Here is a 23,718-nt window from a genome sequence, read left to right on the forward strand (position 1 = left end):
GGGTCAGGCCAGCAGCGAGGCCACGTGCGCGACCGCCAGGCGGTAGCCGTCGGCCCCGGCCCCCGCGATGACCGCCGTCGCCGCGGTGGCGACGTGGTCGACGTGTCGGAAGGGCTCGCGCTTCCACGTGTTGGACAGGTGCACCTCGACCACGGGCACGCTCAGGGCCTCGACGGCGTCGTGCAGCGCCACCGACGTGTGCGCGTACGCGGCGGGGTTGATCACGACCGCCGTGAAGTCGTCGAGCGCCTCGTGCAGCCACTCGACGAGCTCGCCCTCGCGGTTCGTCTGCCGGAAGTCGACCCCGAGGCCGTGCCGTGCCGCCTCGGCCTCCACGAGCGCCCGCAGGTCGGCGAGCGTGACCGTGCCGTACTGCGCCGGGTCGCGACGGCCGAGGATGTCGAGGTTCGGGCCGTTGAGGACGAGGATGCGCGGCTGCTCGGTCATGGTCCGAGCCTAGCGAGCGACTGTCCACAGGCTGGGTCGGACCGGGTGCGGCGTCGGTGGCGGCCGGTAATGTTCCAGTGTGCGCACCACCCAGGGGGACCTCGACGACACCACAGCACCGCCACGCCCGATCCCGGTCTGGGCGGTGCTGCTGTTCCTGGTGCTCGCGCTGGGCGGCGCTTGGCTGGCGACGCTGCCCCTGTGGCTGTCCGGCCGGGGGCTCAGCACGCCCTTCGCCACCTTCGTCATGGTGGGCATGATGTTCACGCCGCTGGTCTCAGCGGTGCTCGTGCTCCTGGTGCTCGGCCGACGGCGCCCCCGACCGGTCCTGCGCTTCCTCGGGGTCTGGCCGCTCCGTCCCGCGCGTCGGACGGTGTGGGCCACCGTGGCGGCCTACCTCGGTGGGGTCCTGCTGCCGGTCGCCGCGCTCGTCGTCGCTGCGCTGCTGGGGTGGTTCCCGCTCGACCTGCAGGGCTTCGGCGGCTTCCGTGACGCACTGCTCGCGCAGGGCCTGTCCGCATTGCCCGTTCCGATCGGCGTGCTCGTGACGATCCAGCTCGTGGCGGTGCCGTTCGTCTCGCTGGTGAACGTGTTCGTCACCATCGGCGAAGAGCTGGGGTGGCGCGGCTTCCTCGTCCCCGCACTGCAGCGGTTCGGCACCTGGCCGGCCCTGCTCGTCTCCGGCGTCGTGTGGGGGCTCTGGCACACGCCGATCATCCTGCTCGGGTACAACTTCGGCCGGTTCGACGGGCTCGGGGTGCTGTACATGGTCGTCGCCTGCGTGCTGCTCGGCATCCTGCTCGGGTGGCTGCGCCTGCGCACGGGTTCCGTGTGGCCCGCCGTGTTCGCCCACGCCGGGGTGAACGGTGCGGCGGGCGTCGGTGCCGTCCTCTCGGCGTCCGGGGTGGGCGTGTCGACCGTGCTCCACAGTCCGCTCGGGTACTCGGGCTGGATCGTGATGGCGGTGGTCATCGCCGTGCTCGTGCTGACGGGTGCGATCCGGCGCCGCGGGCAGCTCGGACCGACCGAGGCGCCCACGGCACCGCCTGTCACACCGGGCGGCTGAGGAAGTACTGCCGGACCGCGTCACCGTAGGGGGTCGGTGTGCCGTTCCAGTCGCTGATCAACGCCGATCCGCCGTACTGTCCGCCGTCGGGGCAGCCGCTCACGCCGAAGTTCCAGAACACGTACCCGTCCCCGCCGTTCGCGTCCATCCACCGCATGAAGGCCAGCGGCATCGCGGTCGAGCAGTCGTTCACGCCGATCTCGCCGGCCACCATCGGCATCTTCGCCGCGACGGGACCGAACTGCGACGACCAGCACGACGCGGTCACGCAGCGCTTGAAGTTGTAGAGGTGCTGCCCGGCGACCAGGGCGTTCGCGGGGTCGGTCGGCATCGCCGTGGTCAACGGCGACATGTCGTGGCCCCAGTCCAGCCCGTTGACGATGATCGGCTGCTCGGCACCGGTGGCGCGGATCGTGGAGACCAGCTGCTGGTAGCCGGCTGCCTGCCACCCCTCGGGCATCCAGCACCCGTTGCGCCAGCAGTCCACCGAGATGTCGTGCGGTTCGTTGAACGGTTCGTAGAGCACGGCAGGGCTCGTCGCGAAGCGGCTGGCCACCGAGGTCCAGAACGGCAGCGAGTACGTCGTGTTCGCCATCTCCTTCTGCTGCTCGCCCCAGATCGCCTTCGGCCCGGTGAAGTGCAGGTCGAGGATCGACCGGATGCCGTTCGCCGCCAACCGGTTGACGTAGTCCTGGATCGCCGCGCGGTACGGCTCGCCGGTCGACTGCGGCGCCCAGTCGATGCCGAGCCAGCAGTGCTCGTTGAGCGGGATCCGGACCGCGTTGACGTTCCACGACCGCAGCAGGTCGATCGAGGCCTGATCGGTCGGGCCGGAGAAGACGCCGCCGCCCTGCTGGCAGTTGTACTCGGTGCCCGAGCGGTTCACGCCGCGGAGCTTCACGGCCTTCCCTGCGGTGTCGACCATGACGGTGCCGGACACCCGGAGTGCGGTGACCGGGACCGCGGGCGTGGTGGCCGCGGACGCGGTGGTCGCGGGGACCAGGACCCCGACGACGACGGCGATCACGGTGAGTCCGGTCGCGACGCTGCGCCGGATCCTGCTGGTCTGCTGCATGGGCTCATGGTCCACCCGGCATCCAGGCGTGTCCAGCGGGGGAGCATCACCCGTCGAGTACCCCCTGGGGGTATGGTGGAAGACATGGACGAGCGCGACGAGCACCAGCACCAGGGGACGACCGTCCGGGACGCCGCACACGACGCGGCCCGGCAGCACGACCTCGGCGCCGACCACCACGACCACCACGGGGGCGCCGATCACGATGCCCATGCCGAACCCGACCACGCCGGCCACGATCACCACGCGCACGGTGGCGGCGGGCACGACCACCACGGGCACGGCGACCACGCCGCGATGTTCCGGGACCGGTTCTGGTGGAGCCTGGTCCTCGCGGTCCCCGTCGTGGCGTTCAGCACGATGTTCGCGGACATCCTGCACTATCCGCTTCCCGACGCCGCATGGGCCGGATGGGTCTCACCGGTCCTCGGCACGGTGCTCTTCCTCTACGGCGGCTGGCCCTTCCTGACCGGCGGCGTCTCGGAGGCCCGGTCGCGCCAGCCCGGCATGATGCTGCTCATCGGCATGGCCATCGTCGTGGCGTTCGTCGCCTCGTGGGTGACGAGCCTCGGTCTCTTCGGGCTCGACCTCGACTTCTGGTGGGAGCTCGCGCTCCTCATCGTCATCATGCTGCTCGGGCACTGGATCGAGATGCGGGCGATGGGCGTCGCATCGAGTGCGCTCGACGCGCTCGCGGCCCTGCTGCCCGACGAGGCGGACGTGGTCGACGACCAGGGCGACGTGTCCCGGGTGGCCGTGTCGAGCCTCCAGGTCGGACAGACGGTGCTGGTGCGTCCCGGCGGACGCGTGCCGGCGGACGGCCAGGTCGTCGACGGCCGCGCGCAGGTCGACGAGTCGATGATCACGGGGGAGTCCGTCGCGGTCGAGCGCGGGACCGGTGACCGCGTCGTCGCCGGGACGGTCGCCACCGACAGCTCCGTCCGCGTCCGCATCACCGCGACCGGCGACGACACCGCGCTGTCCGGCATCCAGCGGATGGTCGCCGAGGCGCAGTCCTCGTCGTCGCGCACCCAGGTGCTGGCGGACCGCGCTGCAGCCCTCCTGTTCTACTTCGCCACCGCGGCGGCGATCATCACGTTCGTCGTGTGGATCCTGCTCGGCAGCCCGACCGAGGCGATCACCCGCACCGTCACCGTGCTGATCATCGCCTGCCCGCACGCCCTGGGGCTCGCGATCCCGCTCGTCGTCGCGATCTCGACCGAGCGTGCCGCCAAGGCGGGCATCCTGGTGAAGGACCGCCTGGCGCTCGAGGCCATGCGGAACGTCGACACCGTCGTGTTCGACAAGACCGGCACCCTCACGACCGGATCGCCCGAGGTCGTGGACACCGTCGGGGACGACGCCGTGCTCGGGCTCGCCGCAGCGGCCGAACGCGACAGCGAACACCCCGTCGCGCGGGCGGTCGTCGCCGCTGCCGCCTCGCGGGGCATCGCCGTGCCGTCCGACGTCACCGAGACCGGTTCGGTGCCCGGCCGAGGCGTGACTGCCACGATCGGCGGTCAGCGCGTCGAGGTCGGCGGGCCCGCGATGCTCCGCGAGCGTGAGGCATCCGTGCCGGCCGCGTTCGAGGACACCGTCTCGAGCTGGCGTGCCGACGGTGCCGCTGTGATCGTCGCGGTCGTCGACGGGACCGTGCAGGCGGCCTTCGCCGTCCGCGACGCCGTCCGCCCGGAGTCCGCCGAGGCCGTCCGCGCGCTGCATGACCGCGGTGTCCGGGTCGCGATGGTCACCGGCGACGCGCAGCAGGTCGCCGACGCCGTCGCACGCGAGCTCGGGATCGACGAGGTCCGCGCCGAGGTCCTGCCCGAGGACAAGGACGCCGAGGTCGCCCGTCTGCAACAGGGCGGTGCTGTTGTCGCGATGGTCGGCGACGGCGTGAACGACGCGCCCGCGCTGGCCCGCGCGGACGTCGGCATCGCGATCGGCGCCGGGACGGACGTCGCGGTGCAGAGCGCCGGCGTGGTGCTCGCGTCGAACGACCCGCGTCGGGTGCTCACGGTGATCGACCTGTCCCGGGCGACCTACCGCAAGATGGTGCAGAACCTGGTCTGGGCGACCGGCTACAACCTGCTGTCGGTGCCGCTCGCCGCTGGGGTGCTCGCCGGGGTCGGGTTCGTGTTGTCGCCTGCGGTCGGCGCCGTGCTGATGAGCCTGTCGACGGTCATCGTCAGCCTGAACGCGCAGCTGCTCCGCCGTTTCCGCGCCTGACGCTCCGCGCGGTCGCGGGTCGGGCTGCTCGAGGTGCCGAAATTCCGGCACCTCGAGCAGCCGGACCGATCTTCCGTGACACCTCGACGGCCGGCCGGCGGCGAGTCGTGCCACCTCGGTGCGGACGGGAGGCCCGGGGAACCCCCGCCACGTCGGCGCGGCACGGCAGGATGGGAGCGTGAGCGATCTGGTGACCGGAGACGACGGACTGGCCCGACCCGCGTGGGCGTCGGTCGACCCGATGCTGCGCGAGTACTACGACACCGAGTGGGGCATGCCCGTCCGGGACGAGCGCGGGGTGTTCGAACGACTCTCGCTCGAGGCGTTCCAGTCCGGCCTGTCCTGGCGCACGATCCTGGCCAAGCGCCCGGCCTTCCGCGCCGCCTTCGCCGGATTCGACCCCGACACCGTGGCGGCGTTCGGCGAGGACGACGTCGCGCGGCTGATGGCAGACACCGGGATCGTCCGCAACCGCGCCAAGATCGCGGCGACGATCACGAACGCGAACGCGACGATCGCCCTGCGCGCCGACGGAGGTCTGGCTGACTTCGTGTGGTCCTTCCGGCCGGAGTCGACGCCGGAGCCGACGACGTTCGCAGACGTCCCGACGACGAGCGCCGAGTCCGTCGCCCTGTCGAAGGCGCTGCGGAAGCGCGGCTTCACGTTCGTCGGCCCGACGACGATGTTCGCCCTGATGGAGGCGCTCGGCATCGTCGACACGCACCTGGTCGACAGCCACCGACGGGGCACCTCCGGCGTCTGGGTCTAGCCTCACGCCATGACGAACGAGCACGGCGAGCACGAGCACCCGGCCGCATCCCCGCGCACCACGCCGGTGGTCCCGGTCGACGCCGAGCAGGTCGCCGTCCCGCTCGACGTCGCCGTCCCCGAACCCGAGGCCCGCGCCACCGACGCGACGACCCCGGAGCACGACCCCGCCGAGCTCCGCATCGCGTTCCTGCTGTTCCCCGACCTGACGCTCCTTGACCTGGTCGGCCCCGCCCAGGTGCTCACCCGTCTGCCGGGCGTCCACGTCGAGTACGTCGCCGCGACCCTGGACCCGATCGCGACCGACTGTGGTCTCGCGCTGACACCGACGGCGACCCTGAGCGACGCCACCCCCGCAGACGTGCTCGTCGTCCCGGGCGGTGACGGCGCCTTCACCGCGATGCTCGACCCCGACGTCGTCGCGTTCGTCCGCCGCGAGGCCGAGCGCGCCACCTGGGTCACCTCGGTGTGCACGGGCGCCTTCGTCCTGGGCGCCGCCGGGCTGCTGGCGGGCAAGCGTGCGACCACGCACTGGGCGTCGAAGCCGATGCTCGCGGCGTTCGGGGCGACCCCGGCGGACGACCGGATCGTCGACGACGGCTCGGTCGTGACGGCCGCCGGGGTGAGCGCGGGGATCGACATGGCGCTGTGGCTCGCAGCGGAGCTGGCCGGGCAGCCCGAGGCTGAGCGGATCCAGCTGCAGATCGAGTACGACCCGCAGCCGCCGTTCGACGCCGGATCGGCCGAGCGCGCCGACGCCCGGGTCGTGACCGAGGCCCGCGCCGCAGCCGAGGCGGCACGCGGCGACCGGGTCGCGCAGGCCGCAGCGGCCGTCATGCGCTGACGGACCCCGGCGCGCGAGCCGTCAGTCGAGGGGCAGTCGCATCTGCGTCGAGGTGACGCCGTACCCGAGCTGCTCGTAGAGCTCCTGCGCGCCGGTGTTGTACCCGAACACGTTGAGGCCGATGCTCGTCGCGCCCTCGTCCCGTGCGACCTGCTGCCCGAGCTCGAGTGCCCGACGTGCATGGCCACGTCGCCGGTGCTCGGCGTGGATCTCCACGTTGAACACCCACCAGTCCGGGCTGCCGACCGCGAACGGTCCGATCCACAGGAACCCGACGACCGTGTCGTCGCCGTCGAGCACGTCCCACACGTGGTGCCCGGCGAGCGGCTGACCGCCCGGGAACCACGTCTCGAGCGACGACTGCTTGTTGGCCTCGGCGCGCTCGCGGCTCTCGCCGGAGCGCATCCGCGACGCCACGTACTCCGCCATGGTCGTCTCCAACCAGGCCGGGAGGCTCGTGGCCGGCATCGTCCGCAGGCGCGTGTCCGTCATCGGTTGCCCTTCGACCCCCGGCTCGGCTTGCCGCGCATCTTGCCGCGGCCCGGCGTCGGGCCCTTGCCCGTGTTCGACTTCTTGCCCGCGCCGGACTTGCCGCCGCCCGGGGACTTCGCCTTGGCCTTGCCGCCGACCGTGCCGTCCTGGCCGCCCGACCCGGCCTTGGCGCCGCCGCGGGTCGGACGCGAACCGGCGTCGGCTGCTTGTCCGGAGCCTCCTGGCTGGTCCAGCTGACTGCGGGAGCTGTTGGCGGTCCGCCCGCGTACCACCCCGATGAACTCGGCGGTCAGGTCCGACGCGTCCTCGTCCCGCCAGACCAGGGCGACGCGGGTGCCCTCGGCGTCGGCCAGGGGACGGGCGACCAGGTCCTTGCGGCTGGCCTTGCGGAAGAGCGACTGCGGCAGGACCACGACGCCGACGTTCGCCTCGACCAGGTCGAGCGCGCCGTCGACGTCCGCCGGGACGGGGCCGGCGTCGACCACGTGCACGGCGGCCAGGTCGGCGGCGGTGACTTCGGTCGCCTTCGCCAGGGCGGAGTCCTTCGGGGTGGCGACCACCGCGGTCTCGGTCCACAGCGGGATCGCGTTGTGGACCTCGGACACGGGGAGCCGGGCGAACACCATGTCGACGTCGCCGGCCAGGGTCTCGTCGACGTCGGCCTGGCCGATCGGGCGGAGCAGCAGCTCGACGGAGGGGAACCGGTCGCGCCAGACCCGGGCCCACTTGGCCGGGGAGACGCCGGGCACGAAAGCGATGGTGAGTGCCGCGGTCATGCAACCGAGCATAGGGGCCGTACCCTTGTCACCATGGCGCAGGAACAGACGATGAAGCCCGAGACGGCTGCGAAGAAGCTCGGCATCCTGCTGTCGGCCGCTCCGGAGTCCTTCCGCGACGCGCCCGTCACGCGGACCGCCTTCGACGAACTGCGGACCTCGCCGCCCGAGTGGCTCGAGGACCTGCGTCGCGACGGCCCGCACCCGCGTCCCGTCGTCGCCCAGAAGCTCGGTGTCTCGATCTCCGGGCTCAGCCGCTCCGGGATCGACGACGCGCTGACCACGGCGCAGATCAAGGACCTGCTCGTCGAGAAGCCCGAGTGGCTCGTGCAGGAGCGTGCCACGCAGGCCGCAGTGCACGCCGAGAACGCCCGCGTGAAGCAGGAGCGCGCCGCGAAGGCCGCAGCTCGCGCCGAGGGCTGACCGCTCCCGAGACTGCATCGACGTGCACCAGACGGTCTCCGACGCACTGCTCGTGGTGCCGCAGTTCGCCTCGGTGTGCTGCATCGTCGGTGACCGGTACCGACCGCGTCCCGGGGTGATCGTCCCCGCGGCGGTGATGCTCGTGGCGATGCTGCTGCCCGTCGTCGACGCCGGCGCGGTGTGGACGCTGCTCGCGGCGACTGCGTTGCTGCTCCTCGCACCGCTGCCCGTGATGCGACGGCGCCGAGCCGACGGGCGTCGGGCCGAGCCGATGGACGTGCACCGGGCACTGTCGTCGGTCGTGATGGCCGGCATGCTGCTGATGGGGCACGCGACGGGCCTCGCCGACGCGCACGCCGCGCACGGGCTGGCCCTGATGGCGGTGCTCGGGGGCGGGGTCATCGGGTACTGCGCGTTCAGCGGGTGGCTGCTGCGGTACGAGTGGGCGCGGGACGACCGCCGGGCGGTGCGGAGCGGCGAGGTCTTCGCGATGACGGTCGCCGTCCTCGGCATGACCCTGGCGATGTAGCGACGGACACCCACGGGCGACCGCGACCGCGGCGGCAGCCCCGCGCTACGGTGGTCGACGTGTCCGACCGTGCTGCTCGACCCGATCCCGCGCCGCGCCTCGACGAGGTCGACGAGCGCATCCTGTGGACCCTGGCGGCGGATGCCCGGATCCCGAACAACCGGCTGGCGGCCGCGGTGGGCATCGCGCCGTCGACGTGCCTGGCACGGGTGCGGGCGCTCGAGGACGCGGGCGTCGTCCGGGGCTACCGCGCGGACGTCGACGTCGCGCGGCTCGGGTTCTCGATCGAGGCCATGGTGTCCGTCCGGGTGCACGCCGCCGCCCGGCACGAGCTCCGCGACTTCGCCAAGCGCCTGCTCCGGGTGCCCGTCGTGCTCGACGTGTCGTTCCTGGCCGGCGACAAGGACTTCCTCGTGCACATCGCCTGCACGTCCACCGCGCAGCTGCGGGACTTCGTCGCCGACGAGCTGAGCGGGGACCCGTCCGTCGCGACGACCCAGACGAACATCGTGTTCGAACGGCTCACCGCGGACCGCGAGCGTCAGGCCCGGTCGTACGACGAACTGCGGCGCTGGCGCGCCTGACCCGGCTGCGCCGGTGCCTGACCTGCTGCCGGGTCAGCGCGTGCGGGTCATCGGGACGTGGGTGATCGCGTCCTCCTGGTAGTCCTCGCCGGAGCGCACGAAGCCGAAGCGGCCGTACCACTGCTCGAGGTGGGCCTGGGCGCCGATCACGACGACGGGAGAGCGGGTCTCGGCCAGCGCTGCCTCGATGAGCTGTGCGGCCAGACCGGTGCCGCGGGCGCGGGCGGCGGTGACGACACGGCCGATCCGCTCGGTGCCGTCGGGCTCACGCAGGAGCCGCAGCGTGGCGTCGACCGAGCCCTCGCCCGCCCAGAACTGCACGGTGCCGGGCTCGAGGTCACGGCCGTCGATGTCCCCGTACGCACACCCCTGTTCGACGACGAACACGTCCTGTCGCAGCCGCAGGATCTCGTGCAGCGTGACGACGTCGAGGTTGCGGGTGGGGGCGCTGAAGACCGAGGCCATGCGGGGTTTTCCTGACGATTGCTTGAGAAGGGGGTTCCACGATCGCGCCGAGGGGCGTACCGTTCCGGACAACCACTCTACGTGCGCAGCCAGATCAGGAGGTGAGCGCATGGACAAGCCGTTGCGCGCACCCTGGCGCGCTGCGATCCGGTACGCCCTCATGGGCACCGGGGTGAGCGCCGCCGCCGTGCTGCTCTCGCTGACCGTCGGCGCGCACACCGCGTCGGCCGCCGAGCGAGCACCCGCGCAGGGCCTGGTCGGCAGTGTCGTGCAGGGCCTCGGGTCGACCGTGCAGGGTGTCTCCGGCGGCGTCGGCGAGGTCGTCAGCGGCGTCGTCGACCCCGTGCGGACGGCTGTCCCCGCGGCTCCGGCACCCGCTGTTCCGGCACCCGCGCCTGCCGCTCCGGCTCCCGCGCCGGCAGCTCCAGCAGCCCCGGCTCCAGCCCCTGCACCTCCGGCAGCGCCGCAGACGCACGCCAAGCCGGCCCCCGCAGCACCCGCATCGGCAGCGCCAGCCCCGGCAGCGCCGGCGTCGTCGAGCCCGATGGCTCCGGCACCCGCAGCCCCCGTCCAGACCGTCACCCAGCCCACGGAACCGCGCGAGGCCTCGGCGGCGACCACCCCCGCGACGCCGGCCGGACCGACGGTCGCCACCACGGCCTCCCGTCCGCTGGGTGACGCGCTCGTCACCGTCCTCCGGCCCGTCACCGGGACCGTCGACGGCCTGACCGGCGCCCATCCGGTCACCACCGTCGTGCACGCGCTCGACCACGTCGTCGGCGCCGTCCCGGTGGTCGGCACGGTGCTCGGTGACGACACCCTCGGCACGGTCACGCGGCCGGTCACCGGCCTGGTCGACGACACCCTCGGTGGTGTCGGGACGATCGTCGCCGACGTCCCCGACGTCGTGTCCCAGGTCGTGCCGCCCACTCTCACCCTGCCTGGAGGCCCCGCCCCCGTCCTGCCTGCCCCCGCGCCCCCGGTGGTCGGCGGCTCCGCAGCCCCGGTCGTGTCCGCGACGCCGGTCACGGCTCCGGCCGCAGCGCCGACCGCTGCCCCGGCCACGACGGAGGACCTCGCCACGACCGCGGGGGTGACTGCCTCGGCGCCGCAGCCGGGTGCAGCCCTCAGCGCGACCGTCGCAGCAGCCGACCGCTCGGGATTCCCCGCGTCCGCCACCCTCGGCGGCGTCGCACTCGTCGTCCCCGACGGCGGCATGCCCGGTGACCAGCCCCTCGGCGGCACCGGCTCCACGACCTCCGGCGGCACCCTGAGCTCCGGCAGTGCCGGCGCCGGTGTCGTCGGCACCGTCGGCGGACTCGCCGACCAGGACCCCCTCGCCGCCGGGATGCGCGGCACCCTCGCCGACGACGTGGTCCCCGCGTCGCTCTCCGGCGAGCACGACGTCGCTCCTGACTGAGATCGGTGCACCTGCCCAGCACGGCAGGAAGCGCACCACCGACCGTGACCGCGGTCGGGACATCTCAGATCAGGAGTGATGACCATGAACAAGTACGTCTCCAGAGGGCTCTGGTTCGCCCTCTTCGTCGGCGGGTTGACGTTCGGAGGATGCGCCGCGGCGAACGCTGCGACCACCACCGGCGCTGACGGTGCCGTGTCCGGGACCCAGGTGGCGCCGTCCGTCGACGCCCCCGTGTCCGTCCTCGGCAACGCCCTCGGGGTGCTCGGCGACGCGGTGTCGACGACCACGACCCCGGCTGCTGCGCCCGCTCCGGCGGCACCTGCCCCGGCAGCTCCGGCCCCCGCGCCCGCTGCTCCGGCTCCTGCTCCCTCGACCTCCGGGTCGGACGGGGTGGCCTCCGGCACGCAGGTCGTGCCCCAGGTGACCGCGCCCGTGACCGTCGGCGGCACCGCTGTCGCCGTCGGTGGTGACGCCACGTCGACCTCGACGGCCCCGGCTGCCACCACCCCGGCAGCTCCAGCTCCGGCCGCGCCTGCTGCCCCGGCTCCGGCCGCAGTCCCGACCACCTCGGGCTCGGACGGCATCGCCTCCGGCACCCAGGTCGCGGGTGCAGTCGACCTGCCCGTCGCCGTGACGGGGAACGCGGTCTCCGTGCTCGGTGACGCGACGTCGGCCGCAACCACGCCGACTGCGGCCACTCCCGCTGCTCCGGCTGCTCCGGCTGCTCCGGCATCGGATGCGCCGGCTGCCAGCACGGACGGCTCGGACGGCATCGCTTCGGGGACGCAGGTCGTCCCCGTGGTGTCCGTCCCGGTCACGGTGACCGGCAACGGCATCGGACTGCTCGGCGACGGCGCTGCGACCGGCACCGCCGCACCGAGCACCGGGACCGTCAGCCAGCCCACCGGTGGCACCACCACCGACGGCACTGACGGCATCGCCTCGGGTTCGCAGGTCGCGCCCGTGATCTCGGTCCCGGTGACCATCGGCGGGAACGGCATCGGCCTCGTCGGTGACGGCACCGCGACCGGTCCCGTTGCGGGCTCCGGCACCGCGACGCCGAGCACCGGCACGCCGAGCGCCGGCGCCACCACCGGTCCGTCGACCGACGGATCGGACGGCGCACTCTCGGGCACCCAGGTCGTCCCGGTGGTCTCGGTTCCCGTGACCATCGGCGGGAACGGCATCGGCCTCGTCGGTGACGGCACCGCCACCGGTCCCGTTGCGGGCTCCGGCACCGTGACGCCGAGCACCGGCACGCCGAGCACCGGCGCCACCACCGGTCCGTCGACCGACGGATCGGACGGCGCACTCTCGGGCACCCAGGTCGTCCCGGTGGTCTCGCTCCCGGTGACGATCGGCGGGAACGGCATCGGCCTCGTCGGTGACGGCACCGCCACCACGACCGGCTCGGGATCGACGGGCTCGGGCCCCGCGACCGGCACCGGAACCGGCAGCACGACCACCGGTGATGGCGGCCTGCTCTCGGGCACGCAGATCGCACCGGTGATCGGCATCCCGATCACCATCGGCGGGAACGGCATCGGCATCGTCGGGGACGGCACCAGCACCACGACGACCCCCGGCACCGGCACGGACCCGGGCACGGGCACGGACCCGGGCGACGGCACGGACCCGGGCACCGGTACGGACCCGGGCGACGGCACCGACCCCGGTGACGGCACGGACCCGGGCACCGGCACGACGCCGACCGACGGTGGCGGCACGACCGTCTCCGAGGGCGTCGGCACCACCGGCGCCGTGACCACCGCCTCGGCGATCACCCCGACGGTCACCGCCGCCGCGGTGACCACCGTCCCGGCCGCCGCCAGCACGGTGGCGACGTCGGGGACCACCCCGTCGACCCTGGCCTACACGGGGGCGTCCTCGCCGCTCGTGCCCGTCGGGTTCGCGCTGCTGCTGCTCCTCGCAGGCGCCGGGACGCTCGTCCTCCGTCGCCGGCACTGACCGATCGACTCCGAGGGGCACCGGTTGCGCCGGTGCCCCTCGGAGTCATGCCCGGTCGAGGATGCAACCGCCTGGAGGCCCGGAGCCGATCCGGCGGACCGGCACCGGGCCTCCAGGCGGGTCGCCCTGACGGCACCGGCCGTTCCCTGTGAGTCAGCCGGTCGCTGTCTGGGTGTGGTTCATGTCGATGCTGTGAACAGCGGAAGCGCGTCGGCAGCCCCTCGGCAGCCGCTCGGCAGGACGATGAACACGTGTTCAACGAACTGCTCCGCATGCCGATCGTCACTCCTGACGTGCTCGTCCCCGTCGACGTCCTGGCCGCGGTGCTGGCGCTGCTCACGCTCTTCGGTCGTCGGCGGGGGCTGCTCGTGCGGCTCGTCGCGCTCGTCGTCGGCGCAGGGCTCGGCCTGCTGGCGGTGTGGTGGTTCGGCGACGTCCGCGACGAGTTCGGCGTCGCGTTCACGCCCGTCACGCGGATGTGGATCGCGCTGGCTGCCGGCGCGATCGTCATGGGGCTCGTGGTCCTGGTGCAGCGCGGTCTCGGCGGGCGGGCCTGGGGACGCCGCGGCGTGGCGGTGGCGGCGATGCTGGCCGTGACCCTCGCCGCGGGACTCGGCGTCAACGTCGACTTCGGCGCCTACCGCACCATCGACCAGGCGATCACCACGAACCCCTACCCGAACGGATCACTCGGCCACGAGCACGCGGCGGCCGCCGGAGCGACGGTGGTCGACGCAGCGACCTGGACGGCACCGGCGGGCATGCCGCGCACCGGCAAGGCGATGTCCTTCCGCATCCCGGGGAAGGTGTCGCACTTCCGAGCCCGCAAGGCCGTCGTGTGGCTGCCGCCGGCCGCCCTCACCGCCGACCCGCCGACGCTCCCGGTGCTGGTGACGTTCTCCGGACAACCCGGCCAGCCGTCCGACATGTTCCAGGCGGGCGGCATGGGGCGCTACCTTGACGCCTATGCAGCTGCGCACCGGGGCCTGGCACCCATCGTCGTCGCACCCGACCAGCTCGGTGCGCCCAACCGCAACCCGATGTGCCTGGACTCTCGGCAGCTCGGACGCAGCGCGACCTACGTCATGACCGACACCGTGAACTGGATCAAGGACCACCTGAACGTCGGGACCGGCCCCTCGGCCTGGGGCGTCGACGGCTTCTCCGAGGGCGCGACCTGCGCGATGCAGTTCTCCGCGGAACACCCCGACGTGTTCGGGTCCACCCTCGCCGTCTCGAGTGAGCTCGCCCCCTTCACCGGGTCGGCCCAGCACTCGGCGCAGGTGGCCTTCCACGGCTCGATGGCGAAGTACGCGGCAGCCGCACCGATCGCCGTCATGCACCGCAACGCCCCCTACCGCGACCACCTCACGGTCTTCGGGTTCGGCCAGGACGACGCGCCCTACCGCGCCACGACCGCGAAGCTCCGCGCCGCGGCGGAGCAGGCCGGCATGCAGACCCAGGTGATCGTCTCCCCGGGCTCGGCCCACGACTGGAACACCGTGCGGTACGTGCTCGCACACGGTCTCCCGCCGGTGATCGCGCACCTCGGCCTGCCAGCGCAGGACGGCGCGCTGTGAGCCCGCGCGAAGTGGTCATGCCCGTCGTGCGTCGGGCACGGCAGTCTCCGGTGACCGTGGCCGTGTTCCTGCTCGTGGTCCTGACGTCGGCCGTCGGCGTCGCGATGCGCGTGGCCCACCACACGATGGGACAGCAGGCGTTCGGGCCGTTCCGGGTCTTCGCCGCCTCGACGGGCGTCGTCGCGTTCCTGCTCACGCTGGCCGGGGTGATCGTGCTCGTCGGCGCCTCGGAACGGCTCATGGGCTCGTGGCGCACCGCCACCGCCTTCGTCGTCACGACCGTGGTCGGCACCGGGCTCGGAGCACTGAGCGCGTTCATCGACCTGGACGGCCGCGACGCCGGAGCGTTGATCCTCGGCCGGGCGACCGCGTTCGACCCGTGGACCGCCGTCGTCGGGACCATCTCCACCGCGAGCGCGTTCGCCGGCCCGCTCTGGCGTCGCCGCATCCGCGTGAACACGCTCGCCGTCGTCGCCGCGCTGTTCCTCTACGCCGGGCACGCGTCCGACCTGTACGCGGTGCTCGCAGCCGCCGCGGGCTGGATCCTCGGCGAGGTCCTCCGCAAGACCCCGAAGCGCACCGGCTGGACGCGCAGCTCCCACCGCGAGACCCGGGTGCTGCTCGGGACCGTGGTGCTCGTGTCCGCCGTCGGCCCGGTCATCGCACTCGTCTCGCGCGCCCGCGTCGGCCTCCTCGCCCCGATCGCCGCCGTCGTGGGCACCGGGCCCGTCACGCCCGTGTCCGGGTGCCGTGCCGACGGGGTGGCGGGGGAGTGCCTGCGACACCTGCTCGCCTACCGAGTGAGCGACCCGTGGACGCTGCTGCTCGTCGTCCCGCCGCTGCTGGCGCTGGTCGTCGGCGCGCTCGGGCTGTTCCGCGGCAGCCGCTTCGCGGTGTGGCTCGTCGTCGTCATCGACACCGTGACGGCCATCGCCGCCGCCGTGACCTACACGGCCGTCCCCGGACGCGTCGCACGGCTGCACGGCACCGAGGACCAGTTCATCGTCACGCTGTCGATCGTCGCCTCGGTGCTGGTGCCGCTCGCCACGGCGGTGGTCCTCGTCGTGCTCCGCCGCTCGTTCACCGTGCTGCCCACACGCCGTCGACTCGCGACCTTCGGCGCGGTCGTCCTCGGCACGGCGGTCGTCCTGGTCGGGATCCTGCTCGTCGTCGCGGACGCCTCGCCCGCCCGGGTCGACGACCCCCTGCGCATCGCCGTCGCCGCCCTGGGGCCGATCTCGCCGACGACGTTCTGGGAGCACCTGCCCTCGATGGACCCGGGTCTGCGCTTCGCCCTCGGGATCGCCGGCCCCGTGCTCTGGCTCGTCGTGGCGATCGCCGCGGTCCGCCCGACCGGTGCCGCGCCGCAGGACCACGACCCGGACGGCACGCGCGACGCCCGCGACCGTGCCCGCGCGCTCCTCAAGGCCGGCGGTGGTGACACGTTCGGGTGGATGACGACCTGGCACGGCAACGCCTACTGGTTCGCGCCGGACGGCCGTGCCGGGATCGCCTACCGACGGAACGGCGGCGTCGCCGTCACCCTGGGCGGACCGTTCGGGTACGAGGACGCCAGGACCCCGGCGCTCGCCGCGTTCGCTCGCCACTGCGACGACAACGGCTGGACCCCGGTGTTCTACGGCGTCGACGACTCGGTCGCCGCACCGCTCCGCGCGGTGGGCTGGAGCACGCTGCCCGTCGCCGAGGACGCCGACTTCGACCCCCGCCCGTGGACGACCAGCGGCAAGAAGAAGCAGGACGTCCGGACCTCGGTCAACAAGGCGAAGCGCGAGGGCATCACCGCCACGTGGTCGAGCTGGCACGACCTGCCCGTGGCGACGACCCGGCAGATCGAGGCGATCTCCGAGGAGTGGGTGTCCGAGCGTGAGCTGCCTGAGATGGGCTTCACACTGGGTGGGGTCGACGAGATGCGCGATCCCGACGTCCGGACGCTCGTCGCGCAGGACGCCGAGGGCACCGTGCTCGCGGTGACGAGCTGGCTCCCGTCGTACCGCGAGGGCCGCGTCGTCGGCTGGACGCTGGACGTGATGCGCCGCACCGGCGCCGCGCCGAACGGCGTGATGGAGTTCCTGGTCGCCAGCGCGGCCGACCAGATGCGCGAGGACGGCGTCGAGCGACTCAGCCTGTCGGCGGCGCCCCTCGCCCAGGCCCCGGGCTCGGCTCCGTCCGGCGACGGCGTGCAGAGCCTGCTCGACCTGGTCGGCGGCGTGCTCGAGCCCGTCTACGGCTTCCGGTCGCTGCTGAAGTTCAAGCTGAAGTTCGGGCCCGACCTGCACCCGCTCGTGCTGGCGTACCCGGACGCCGTCGCCCTGCCCTCGATCGGCGTGGCCGTCGTCCGGGCGTACCTGCCCGACCTGTCCCTGCGCCAGACGCTCGCCCTGGCACGCGGGCGCGGCTGACCGGCACAGCCGCGGCGGACCAGCGCGGCCGGCTGACCGGCGTGGCCGCTCCGTCCGTGACGGCGCATGACCCGCCCGGACGCGGGCGTCGGGGCGCTGGGGTATCGTTCGGGGTACGCAAGCGCTCCGGGGTCGGTGCAAGTCCGAACCGGTGGTGACAGTCCACGAACTGATGACGGGTGCAGACCCGGCAGAGGTTGACCCGGTGGAATCCCGGGACCGACGGTGAGAGTCCGGACGGGAGGAAGCGCTGGCGGAAGGCAAGTCCGTCCCCTCGTGGACGGCACGGACCACCCCTCGGGGGTGCTCCTCGCCTTCCGCTGCAGCCGACGACCGTCGTGCACGCCCGGAGTCCCGTTGAGAGGACACCAGTGTTCACCGGCATCATCGAGGAACTCGGCACCGTCACCGCGGTCGACCACCGTGGCGACTCCGTCGCGCTCACCATCCGCGGCCCGTTGGTCGTCCAGGACGCGCGTCACGGCGACTCCATCGCGACGAGCGGCGTCTGCCTGACCGTCGTCGAGCAGACCCCGGAGTCCTTCACCGCCTTCGTGATGAAGCAGACGCTCGACATGAGCGCACACGGGTCGCTGCAGGTCGGGGACCCGGTCAACCTCGAGCGCGCGGCGTCGGTCGGGGACCGGCTGGGTGGTCACATCGTGCAGGGGCACGTCGACGGCACCGCCACGGTGCTCGAGACGGCCGACGGCGACGGCTGGCGCCGGGTGCGCTTCGCGCTGTCGCCCGCGCTCAGCCCGCTGGTGGTCGACAAGGGCTCGGTCGCGCTGGACGGGGTGTCGTTGACGGTGAGCGCCGTCTCGTCCGAGGACACCGACCCCGCGCACGCCTGGTTCGAGGTCAGCCTGATCCCCGAGACCCTGGCTGCCACCACGCTCGGCGACCGCGTCGCGGGCGACCGGGTGAACGTGGAGACGGACGTCCTGGCCCGGCACGTCCGCCGGATGCTCCGGCTCGACGCCGCGGCGTCGCAGACGCTCGAGACAAGCGCGTCGCAGGCCGTCGGCCAGGAGGCCCGGTGATGGGCACCGAGACCCGGCACCCCGCCGACGTGACCGGTCCAGGGCCGGTGACCACGGCCTCCAGTCCGACCGTCCCGTCCGCGGTCCCCGTCCCGTCCACCGTCTCCGACCCGTCCGCGGTCTCCGGCCTGTCCACGATCGAGGCGGCCGTGGCCGCCATCGCCGCCGGGCGGCCGGTCATCGTGGCCGACGACGAGCAGCGCGAGAACGAGGGTGACGTCATCCTCTCCGCCGAGCTCGCCAGCCCCGAGTGGATCGCCTGGACCGTCGCCCACTCGTCCGGGTTCATCTGCGCACCGGTCAGCGCCGAGATCGCCGACGCCCTCGACCTGCCGCCGATGGTGGCGCTCAACGAGGACGTCCGCGGCACCGCGTACACCGTCACCGTCGACGCAGCGGTCGGCGTGACGACCGGCATCAGCGCACACGACCGCGCCCGGACCCTCCGGGTCCTCGCCGATCCCGCATCGGTCCGCGACGACCTGCACCGGCCCGGCCACGTCGTGCCGCTGCGGGCGCGACCCGGCGGGGTCCGCGAGCGTGCCGGGCACACCGAAGCCGCGATCGAACTGGTCACCGCGGCGGGCCTGCGCCCGGCCGCGGCGATCTGCGAGATCGTCGACGAGGACGGCAGCATGATGCGGCTGCCGCGCCTGGTCGAACTCGGGGCACGCGCCGACGTGCCCGTCATCACCATCGCCGCACTCGTCGAGTGGCTCGACGCGGCAGACCGGGCGGCGGCCGACGCCGCGCCCACCGAAGGGACAGCACGATGAGCGGAGCAGGCGCAGCCGAGCGCGACCAGGTCGACGGCAGCGGGGTCCGGGTGGCGATCGTCGCCGGGCAGTGGCACGAGACGATCGCGGCGGGACTGCTCGCGGGTGCCCAGCGCGAGGTGGAGCGGCTCGGCGCCTCGGCGATGGTCCTGCCCGTCCCCGGCAGCTTCGAGCTCCCGGTCGTCGCGAAGGCCGCACTCAGCGCCGGGTTCGACGCCGTCGTGGCGCTCGGCGTGATCATCCGCGGTGGGACCCCGCACTTCGAGTACGTCTCGTCCGCGGCGACCGACGGCCTGACGCAGGTCGCGATCGAGTCGGGCAAGCCGGTCGGCTTCGGCGTGCTGACGCTGGACGACGAGCAGCAGGGGATCGACCGCGCCGGGCTCCCCGGCTCGAAGGAGGACAAGGGCGCCGAGGCCGCGCACGCCGCGGTGGCGACGGCGGTCCTGCTCAAGACGCTGACGGTGCCGGTGGTCTGAGTCCCGGTCACGGGCCCGTGCGGCCGCATCGCGCCCCGTGGCGGACATCGCACCCCGTCGCTTCGGGGTGCGATGTCCGTACCGGGGTGCGACGCACTGCGGGCAGCACGTAGAACGGCCCCGTACCGATCGGTACGGGGCCGTTCTGCGTGCGGGCCGTCCTTGTGCGCGGGCCGCAGTGGGGCGTCGCGTGGTTCCTAGCGCTTGCCGAACACGTGGATCGGCAGGAAGAACGAGATGCACATGAGCAGCACGCCGCCCATGAAGACGAAGGCCTGACCCGCGGCGACCTGGAAGGCCAGACCGAACAGGTACATCGAGACCACGAGCAGCAGGATCGAGAAGACAGCAGCGATGACGCGGCCCACGGTGGTACCTCCGGAAGTCAGGCGGGTGGATCGCTGCCAGTCTATCCCCAGGTGGTGACGGCGACGTTCACGCGGACGGCCGGGCGGACACCAGGCGGTCGACGACGACGAGCAGCGGCTCCATGTCGACGGTGGCGCGGTCGGGGCGGACCTCGCTCGCCGCGCCGAGGGACGCCGCGTGGTACAGCCCGTCGCCCATGAGCTTGATCGCCTGCGCGGTGGGGACGTCCCCGAGCGCGTCGACCAGGGTCGCCAGCCACGCGTTCTCGGTCTCGTCCAGGGTCCGGCCGGCCTCGGCGTACCCGGCCTGCTGCAGTCGGCTGGCCGCCAGGAGGGCCAGATCGAGCTCGCTGCCGACGAACTGGCAGTTGCGGACGAAGTAGCGTGCCGGGCCGTCCTCGGCGTCGCGCATCCGTTCGACGTCGGCGGCGGACAGGTCGGCGAGGCGGTCGCACAGCCCCTCGACCAGCGCCGCCTTCGACCCGAAGTGGTAGAGCAGCCCGCCCTTCGAGACACCGGCGCGCGCGGCGACGGCGTCGAGGGTGGCAGGACGCTCGCCCTCCTCGCACACGATGGCGACGAAGCTGTCGAGGACGCGGTCGCGGGCACTGGCCATGGGGAGGAGTCTAGGGAGTACAGGACGCAACGGCGTGCCATCCGCGCCGTTGCGTCCTGCGGCCTCATCCCTTCAGGGCACCGGCGGCGATGTTCGCGATGAAGTGCCGCGAGCCGATGATGAACACCCCGATCAGCGGGAAGACGCTGATCACCGCGCCGGCCATCACCGCTCCGAGGTCGGTCGCGTTCACCGAGCTCAGGCCGGCGAGGGCGACCTGCAGGGTCTGCCCCTTCGGGTCGATCAACACGATGAGCGGCCAGACGTAGTCGTTCCACGCGGTGATGAACGTGAAGATGCCGAGGAACGCGAGACCACCGCGCAGCATCGGCACGGCGATCGACCACCAGGTGCGGAAGAACCCTGCGCCGTCGACCCGGGCCGAGTCGATGATCTCGTTCGGGATCGACCCGGTCGCGAACTGCCGGAGCAGGAAGATGCCGAACGCGTTGGCGGCCCCGGGGATGATCAGCGCCTGCAGTCCGCCGATCCACCCGAGCTGGGACATGAGCACGAAGCTCGGCACCAGCGACAGGCTGCCCGGCACCAGGAAGGTGGCGAGCATGACCGTGAACAGCGACCGCTTGAACGGGAACTCGTACTTCGCGAAGGCGAACGCGGCGAGCGAGTCGAACAGCATCACCAGGACGGCGGTGCCACCCGCCACGATGACGGTGTTCCCGAGTGCCCGCAGCATGTCGACGTTCGCGAACACCGACGCGACGTTCTGCAGCGCGTTGGTGCCGAACCACAGCGACGGCGGGTAGCCGAAGATCTGCGCGTTCGTGGACGTCGACATGACGAGCAACCACCAGAACGGGAAGATCGACAGCACGACGCCGATGACCAGGCAGACGTGCGTGACGAGGGTGCCGACCCAGCCGCGGCGGAACCCGCGGTGCCGGTCGTCGCCGGCGGCGCCGGGTCGTCCGAGGGCGGCGGCGGTGTTCGTCGTCGTCGTGGTGGGCTGTGTCGCGGTCATGCGTCGACCCCCGTCCTGGTGATCGAGGCGGCGCGGACCTGGCGCGGTGCGCGGAGTCGCCTCGGTGTCTTGAGGCCGTCGCGTTCGCTGAGCAACCGCCAGTTGATGATCGCGAAGACCACGGAGAAGATGAACAGCACCCAGGCGATCGCCGACCCGTACCCGAAGTCGAACTGGTTGAACGCCTGGTCGTACTGGTAGAGCACGATCGTCATGCCGGCCTCGTCGGGACCACCGACCGAGCCGCCGTTGAACAGGATCTGCGGCTCCGTGAACAACCCCAGCCCACCGATCGTCGAGGTGATGACCGTGAACAGGATGACCGGGCGCAGGAGCGGGACCGTGATCCGCGAGAAGATCTGCCAGGTGTTGGCGCCGTCGACCTTGGCGGCGTCGTAGAGCTCGGTCGGGATCGACTGCAGCCCAGCCAGGTAGATGATCGCGTTGTAGCCGGTCCACCGCCAGATGACCATCACGGCGATGGTCACCTTGATGCCCCAGTACGACGACAGCCAGCCGACCGGGTCAGCGCCGATCGCCCGCATCGCCGCGTTCACCAGGCCGAAGCCGTCGGAGAAGACCGAGCCGAAGACGATCGCCATCGCGACCATGCTCGTCACGTTCGGGATGAAGAACGCGACGCGGTAGAAGCCCTTGGCGCGGATGTTGCCGTGCAGCAGGAACGCCAGCACGAGCGCCAGGAACAGCATCGGGATCGTCGACATGATCCAGATCAGGAAGGTGTTGGCGACGGCGTTCCAGAACCGCGGGTCGCCGAGCAGGTACTGGTACTGCGCGAACCCGACCCAGGCCGGAGCGCCGATGCCGTCCCAGTCGGTGAACGACAGCACGATCGAGAACACGATCGGGAAGAGGCCGAACACCAGGAACAGGACGTAGAAGGGCGCGATGGCGACGTACTGCGGCCAGAAGCGGCGCAGTCCGAAGCGCTTGCCCGTCGCCGCGGTCGTGATCGAGGACGTGGGCGTCCCGACGACCGCCGGGATGCTCGTGGTCGGTGGTGCCTGCTTCGTGCTCATGCGCCGACCCCACGCTTCTCGAGGACCCGGTTGGTCTGGTCGACGGCGTCCTGCCACGCGCGGTCCGGGTCCTTGCCGGCCGCCTCGACGTTGGTGATCTCGGTCGCGAAGGCGCCCACGAAGCGCTCCGAGTTCGAGATGTAGGTCACCGGCACGTCGCCGGCGGTGTCGCTGAAGAACGCCAGCGGGTCCTGGTCCCCGAAGAAGTCGCCGGGTTGCCGCATCAGCCCGTTGCTGAACGAGCCCGGGGTCGACGGGAAGAGCTGGATGTCGTTGTACGTGTGGGACTGCACCTCGGGCGAGGTGATCCACTGCGCGAAGGCGACCGCGGCGGCCGGGTCCTTCGACGTCTTCGGCACAGCGAGGAACGACCCGCCGCTGTTGCCGGGCCGCTCCGGCTGGCGCGCGATCCGCCACTGTCCGGCCGAGTCCGGCGCGGTGTCGTGGATGACCTGCGTCCACCACGCGCCCTCGATCTGCCCGGCGACCCGACCCGACACCCATCCGGCGTTCTGGTCGGTGCCGGACTGCAGGTTCCCGGTGACGCCGGAGCGTGCACACGCGACGGCGTTGTCCCAGGCCTTGCGGATGCTGCTGTCGTCCCGCTCGAACACGGGCTGGTCGTCGCGGTCGAAGTAGCGCGTGGGGCTGGCGTACACGTACTGGTTGAAGAGCTGGTTCGCGGTGATCACGGTCGCGACGTCGGTCTTCTCGCGCAGGGTCGAGCCGAACCGGCGGAAGTCGTCCCAGGTGCGCATCGCCGCGGACACCTCGTCGGGGTCGGTGGGCAGCCCCGCCTTCGCCAGGACGTCCTGTCGGTAGAAGAACGCCGTCGGGCCGGTGTCGACGGGCCAGAAGCACTGCCGTCCGCTCGGCGTGCGACCGAGCGAGAGCTTCCAGTCGTAGTACTCGGACCGCTTCGCGCCACCGCCGTGGTCGTCGAAGTCGGTGAACAGCTGCTCGTCGGGGAAGTACAGCCAGCAGTTCGAGTTGACCATGAGCACGTCGGGGATGAACGCGTTGCCCGCGAGTGCCGTGCGGAACTTCGTGTCGTAGGACGCGCCGCCGATCAGGTCGGGACGGAGCCGCTTGGGCTGGTGCCCGTCGATGCCCTTCGCGGCCTGCTGCAGGAACTTCGGGTCGAGGGACCGGTTCCAGTACCAGAGCACCAGTTCGTCGGGGTCCTTCGAGATGGCGGTGCCGGTGGAACACCCTGCCAACAGGGTGGTGGTGGCGAGTGCCCCGAGGGCACCGGCACCGGCGAGGAACCCCCGCCGGCTCAGACTGATCGGTGATGCTGCTGTCACTGGAGACCTGCTCTCGTC

Annotated in this window: 23 protein-coding genes, 1 pseudogene and 1 riboswitch; of the genes and pseudogenes, 14 read left to right on the plus strand and 10 right to left on the minus strand. The window is 72.4% G+C overall.

Going from position 1 to position 23,718, the window contains the following annotated elements; translation table 11 throughout:
* Window positions 1-3 precede the first annotated feature (3 nt).
* Window positions 4-447, minus strand: coding sequence for a type II 3-dehydroquinate dehydratase (aroQ, locus tag BIU90_RS11175; protein WP_071300256.1), 444 nt, complete (start codon window positions 445-447; stop codon window positions 4-6).
* Window positions 448-526: 79 nt separating this feature from the next.
* Here aroQ and BIU90_RS11180 point away from each other — a divergent pair, with 79 nt between their 5' ends.
* A complete protein-coding gene (locus BIU90_RS11180) occupies window positions 527-1,513 on the plus strand; it encodes a CPBP family intramembrane glutamic endopeptidase (protein WP_083403896.1) in 987 nt (328 codons plus the stop codon).
* On the opposite strand, the gene BIU90_RS11185 is transcribed toward BIU90_RS11180, so the two are convergent.
* Complete coding sequence (locus BIU90_RS11185) at window positions 1,497-2,588, minus strand: glycoside hydrolase family 5 protein (protein ID WP_139195237.1); 1,092 nt, start codon at window positions 2,586-2,588, stop codon at window positions 1,497-1,499. The two genes, BIU90_RS11180 and BIU90_RS11185, sit on opposite strands and share 17 nt — an antisense overlap.
* 84 nt (window positions 2,589-2,672) lie before the next feature.
* On the opposite strand from BIU90_RS11185, the gene BIU90_RS11190 reads away from it, so the two are divergent.
* The 3 genes from BIU90_RS11190 (at window position 2,673) to BIU90_RS11200 (ending at window position 6,429) form a co-directional block, all read left to right on the plus strand.
* Complete coding sequence (locus tag BIU90_RS11190; protein WP_083403897.1) at window positions 2,673-4,817, plus strand: heavy metal translocating P-type ATPase; 2,145 nt, start codon at window positions 2,673-2,675, stop codon at window positions 4,815-4,817.
* A 178-nt stretch (window positions 4,818-4,995) separates the two neighbouring features.
* On the plus strand, window positions 4,996-5,586 hold the full coding sequence (locus tag BIU90_RS11195) for a DNA-3-methyladenine glycosylase I (RefSeq protein ID WP_071300257.1): 591 nt from the start codon (window positions 4,996-4,998) through the stop codon (window positions 5,584-5,586).
* A 9-nt stretch (window positions 5,587-5,595) separates the two neighbouring features.
* Window positions 5,596-6,429: a DJ-1/PfpI family protein gene (locus BIU90_RS11200; RefSeq protein WP_139195238.1), complete on the plus strand. Its 834-nt coding sequence runs from the start codon at window positions 5,596-5,598 to the stop codon at window positions 6,427-6,429.
* Between the two features lie 21 nt (window positions 6,430-6,450).
* Here the strand turns inward: BIU90_RS11200 and BIU90_RS11205 are convergent, their stop codons facing one another.
* Together BIU90_RS11205 and BIU90_RS11210 are read right to left on the minus strand one after the other, a co-directional pair.
* Window positions 6,451-6,921 (minus strand): GNAT family N-acetyltransferase, encoded by a 471-nt coding sequence (locus BIU90_RS11205; protein ID WP_071300258.1) that lies wholly within the window; start codon window positions 6,919-6,921, stop codon window positions 6,451-6,453.
* On the minus strand, window positions 6,918-7,697 hold the full coding sequence (locus BIU90_RS11210) for a LysR family transcriptional regulator substrate-binding protein (protein ID WP_071300259.1): 780 nt from the start codon (window positions 7,695-7,697) through the stop codon (window positions 6,918-6,920). The genes BIU90_RS11205 and BIU90_RS11210 overlap by 4 nt, the downstream gene beginning before the upstream one ends.
* A 33-nt stretch (window positions 7,698-7,730) precedes the next feature.
* Between BIU90_RS11210 and BIU90_RS11215 the strand changes: the two genes are divergently transcribed.
* The 3 genes from BIU90_RS11215 to BIU90_RS11225 are packed head-to-tail and all read left to right on the plus strand — an operon-like array spanning window position 7,731 to window position 9,233.
* Complete coding sequence (locus BIU90_RS11215; RefSeq protein ID WP_071300260.1) at window positions 7,731-8,120, plus strand: DUF5997 family protein; 390 nt, start codon at window positions 7,731-7,733, stop codon at window positions 8,118-8,120.
* Between the two features lie 22 nt (window positions 8,121-8,142).
* A complete protein-coding gene (locus tag BIU90_RS11220) occupies window positions 8,143-8,649 on the plus strand; it encodes a hypothetical protein (RefSeq protein ID WP_071300261.1) in 507 nt (168 codons plus the stop codon).
* A 59-nt stretch (window positions 8,650-8,708) separates the two neighbouring features.
* Window positions 8,709-9,233 (plus strand): Lrp/AsnC family transcriptional regulator, encoded by a 525-nt coding sequence (locus tag BIU90_RS11225; RefSeq protein WP_083403919.1) that lies wholly within the window; start codon window positions 8,709-8,711, stop codon window positions 9,231-9,233.
* A gap of 33 nt (window positions 9,234-9,266) precedes the next feature.
* Here the strand turns inward: BIU90_RS11225 and BIU90_RS11230 are convergent, their stop codons facing one another.
* On the minus strand, window positions 9,267-9,698 hold the full coding sequence (locus BIU90_RS11230; RefSeq protein ID WP_071300263.1) for a GNAT family N-acetyltransferase: 432 nt from the start codon (window positions 9,696-9,698) through the stop codon (window positions 9,267-9,269).
* 109 nt (window positions 9,699-9,807) lie between these two features.
* Between BIU90_RS11230 and BIU90_RS18710 the strand changes: the two genes are divergently transcribed.
* From BIU90_RS18710 to ribH, 7 genes and pseudogenes are all read left to right on the plus strand, one after another.
* Window positions 9,808-11,118: a hypothetical protein gene (locus tag BIU90_RS18710; protein ID WP_071300264.1), complete on the plus strand. Its 1,311-nt coding sequence runs from the start codon at window positions 9,808-9,810 to the stop codon at window positions 11,116-11,118.
* An 84-nt stretch (window positions 11,119-11,202) separates the two neighbouring features.
* On the plus strand, window positions 11,203-13,089 hold the full coding sequence (locus BIU90_RS18715; protein WP_175470195.1) for a chaplin family protein: 1,887 nt from the start codon (window positions 11,203-11,205) through the stop codon (window positions 13,087-13,089).
* A 251-nt stretch (window positions 13,090-13,340) separates the two neighbouring features.
* Complete coding sequence (locus tag BIU90_RS11245) at window positions 13,341-14,669, plus strand: esterase family protein (protein WP_083403899.1); 1,329 nt, start codon at window positions 13,341-13,343, stop codon at window positions 14,667-14,669.
* Window positions 14,666-17,089 (plus strand): bifunctional lysylphosphatidylglycerol flippase/synthetase MprF, encoded by a 2,424-nt coding sequence (locus BIU90_RS11250; protein ID WP_139195239.1) that lies wholly within the window; start codon window positions 14,666-14,668, stop codon window positions 17,087-17,089. Before BIU90_RS11245 ends, BIU90_RS11250 begins: the two co-directional genes overlap by 4 nt.
* A 119-nt stretch (window positions 17,090-17,208) precedes the next feature.
* Window positions 17,209-17,342, plus strand: a riboswitch (FMN riboswitch).
* A gap of 118 nt (window positions 17,343-17,460) precedes the next feature.
* A complete protein-coding gene (locus BIU90_RS11255; RefSeq protein WP_071300267.1) occupies window positions 17,461-18,132 on the plus strand; it encodes a riboflavin synthase in 672 nt (223 codons plus the stop codon).
* Window positions 18,133-18,260: 128 nt separating this feature from the next.
* A pseudogene (gene ribB / locus BIU90_RS11260) lies at window positions 18,261-18,884 on the plus strand (3,4-dihydroxy-2-butanone-4-phosphate synthase); the annotation flags it as partial.
* Window positions 18,885-18,904: 20 nt separating this feature from the next.
* Window positions 18,905-19,387: a 6,7-dimethyl-8-ribityllumazine synthase gene (ribH, locus tag BIU90_RS11265; protein ID WP_071300268.1), complete on the plus strand. Its 483-nt coding sequence runs from the start codon at window positions 18,905-18,907 to the stop codon at window positions 19,385-19,387.
* A gap of 197 nt (window positions 19,388-19,584) precedes the next feature.
* On the opposite strand, the gene BIU90_RS18720 is transcribed toward ribH, so the two are convergent.
* From BIU90_RS18720 to BIU90_RS11285, 5 genes are all read right to left on the minus strand, one after another.
* Window positions 19,585-19,755, minus strand: a complete 171-nt coding sequence (locus BIU90_RS18720) for a hypothetical protein (protein ID WP_175470196.1) — start codon at window positions 19,753-19,755, stop codon at window positions 19,585-19,587.
* 67 nt (window positions 19,756-19,822) lie between these two features.
* Window positions 19,823-20,371 carry a TetR/AcrR family transcriptional regulator gene (locus tag BIU90_RS11270; RefSeq protein ID WP_071300269.1) on the minus strand — a complete coding sequence of 183 codons (549 nt, stop codon included), beginning with the start codon at window positions 20,369-20,371 and terminating at the stop codon, window positions 19,823-19,825.
* Between the two features lie 64 nt (window positions 20,372-20,435).
* On the minus strand, window positions 20,436-21,353 hold the full coding sequence (locus BIU90_RS11275) for a carbohydrate ABC transporter permease (RefSeq protein ID WP_083403900.1): 918 nt from the start codon (window positions 21,351-21,353) through the stop codon (window positions 20,436-20,438).
* Window positions 21,350-22,393 (minus strand): carbohydrate ABC transporter permease, encoded by a 1,044-nt coding sequence (locus BIU90_RS11280; RefSeq protein WP_083403901.1) that lies wholly within the window; start codon window positions 22,391-22,393, stop codon window positions 21,350-21,352. The genes BIU90_RS11275 and BIU90_RS11280 overlap by 4 nt, the downstream gene beginning before the upstream one ends.
* Window positions 22,390-23,700 carry an ABC transporter substrate-binding protein gene (locus BIU90_RS11285; RefSeq protein ID WP_254787023.1) on the minus strand — a complete coding sequence of 437 codons (1,311 nt, stop codon included), beginning with the start codon at window positions 23,698-23,700 and terminating at the stop codon, window positions 22,390-22,392. The genes BIU90_RS11280 and BIU90_RS11285 overlap by 4 nt, the downstream gene beginning before the upstream one ends.
* Window positions 23,701-23,718 lie beyond the last annotated feature (18 nt).

The organism is Curtobacterium sp. MCBA15_001 (assembly GCF_001864835.1).
Classification (GTDB): domain Bacteria; phylum Actinomycetota; class Actinomycetes; order Actinomycetales; family Microbacteriaceae; genus Curtobacterium.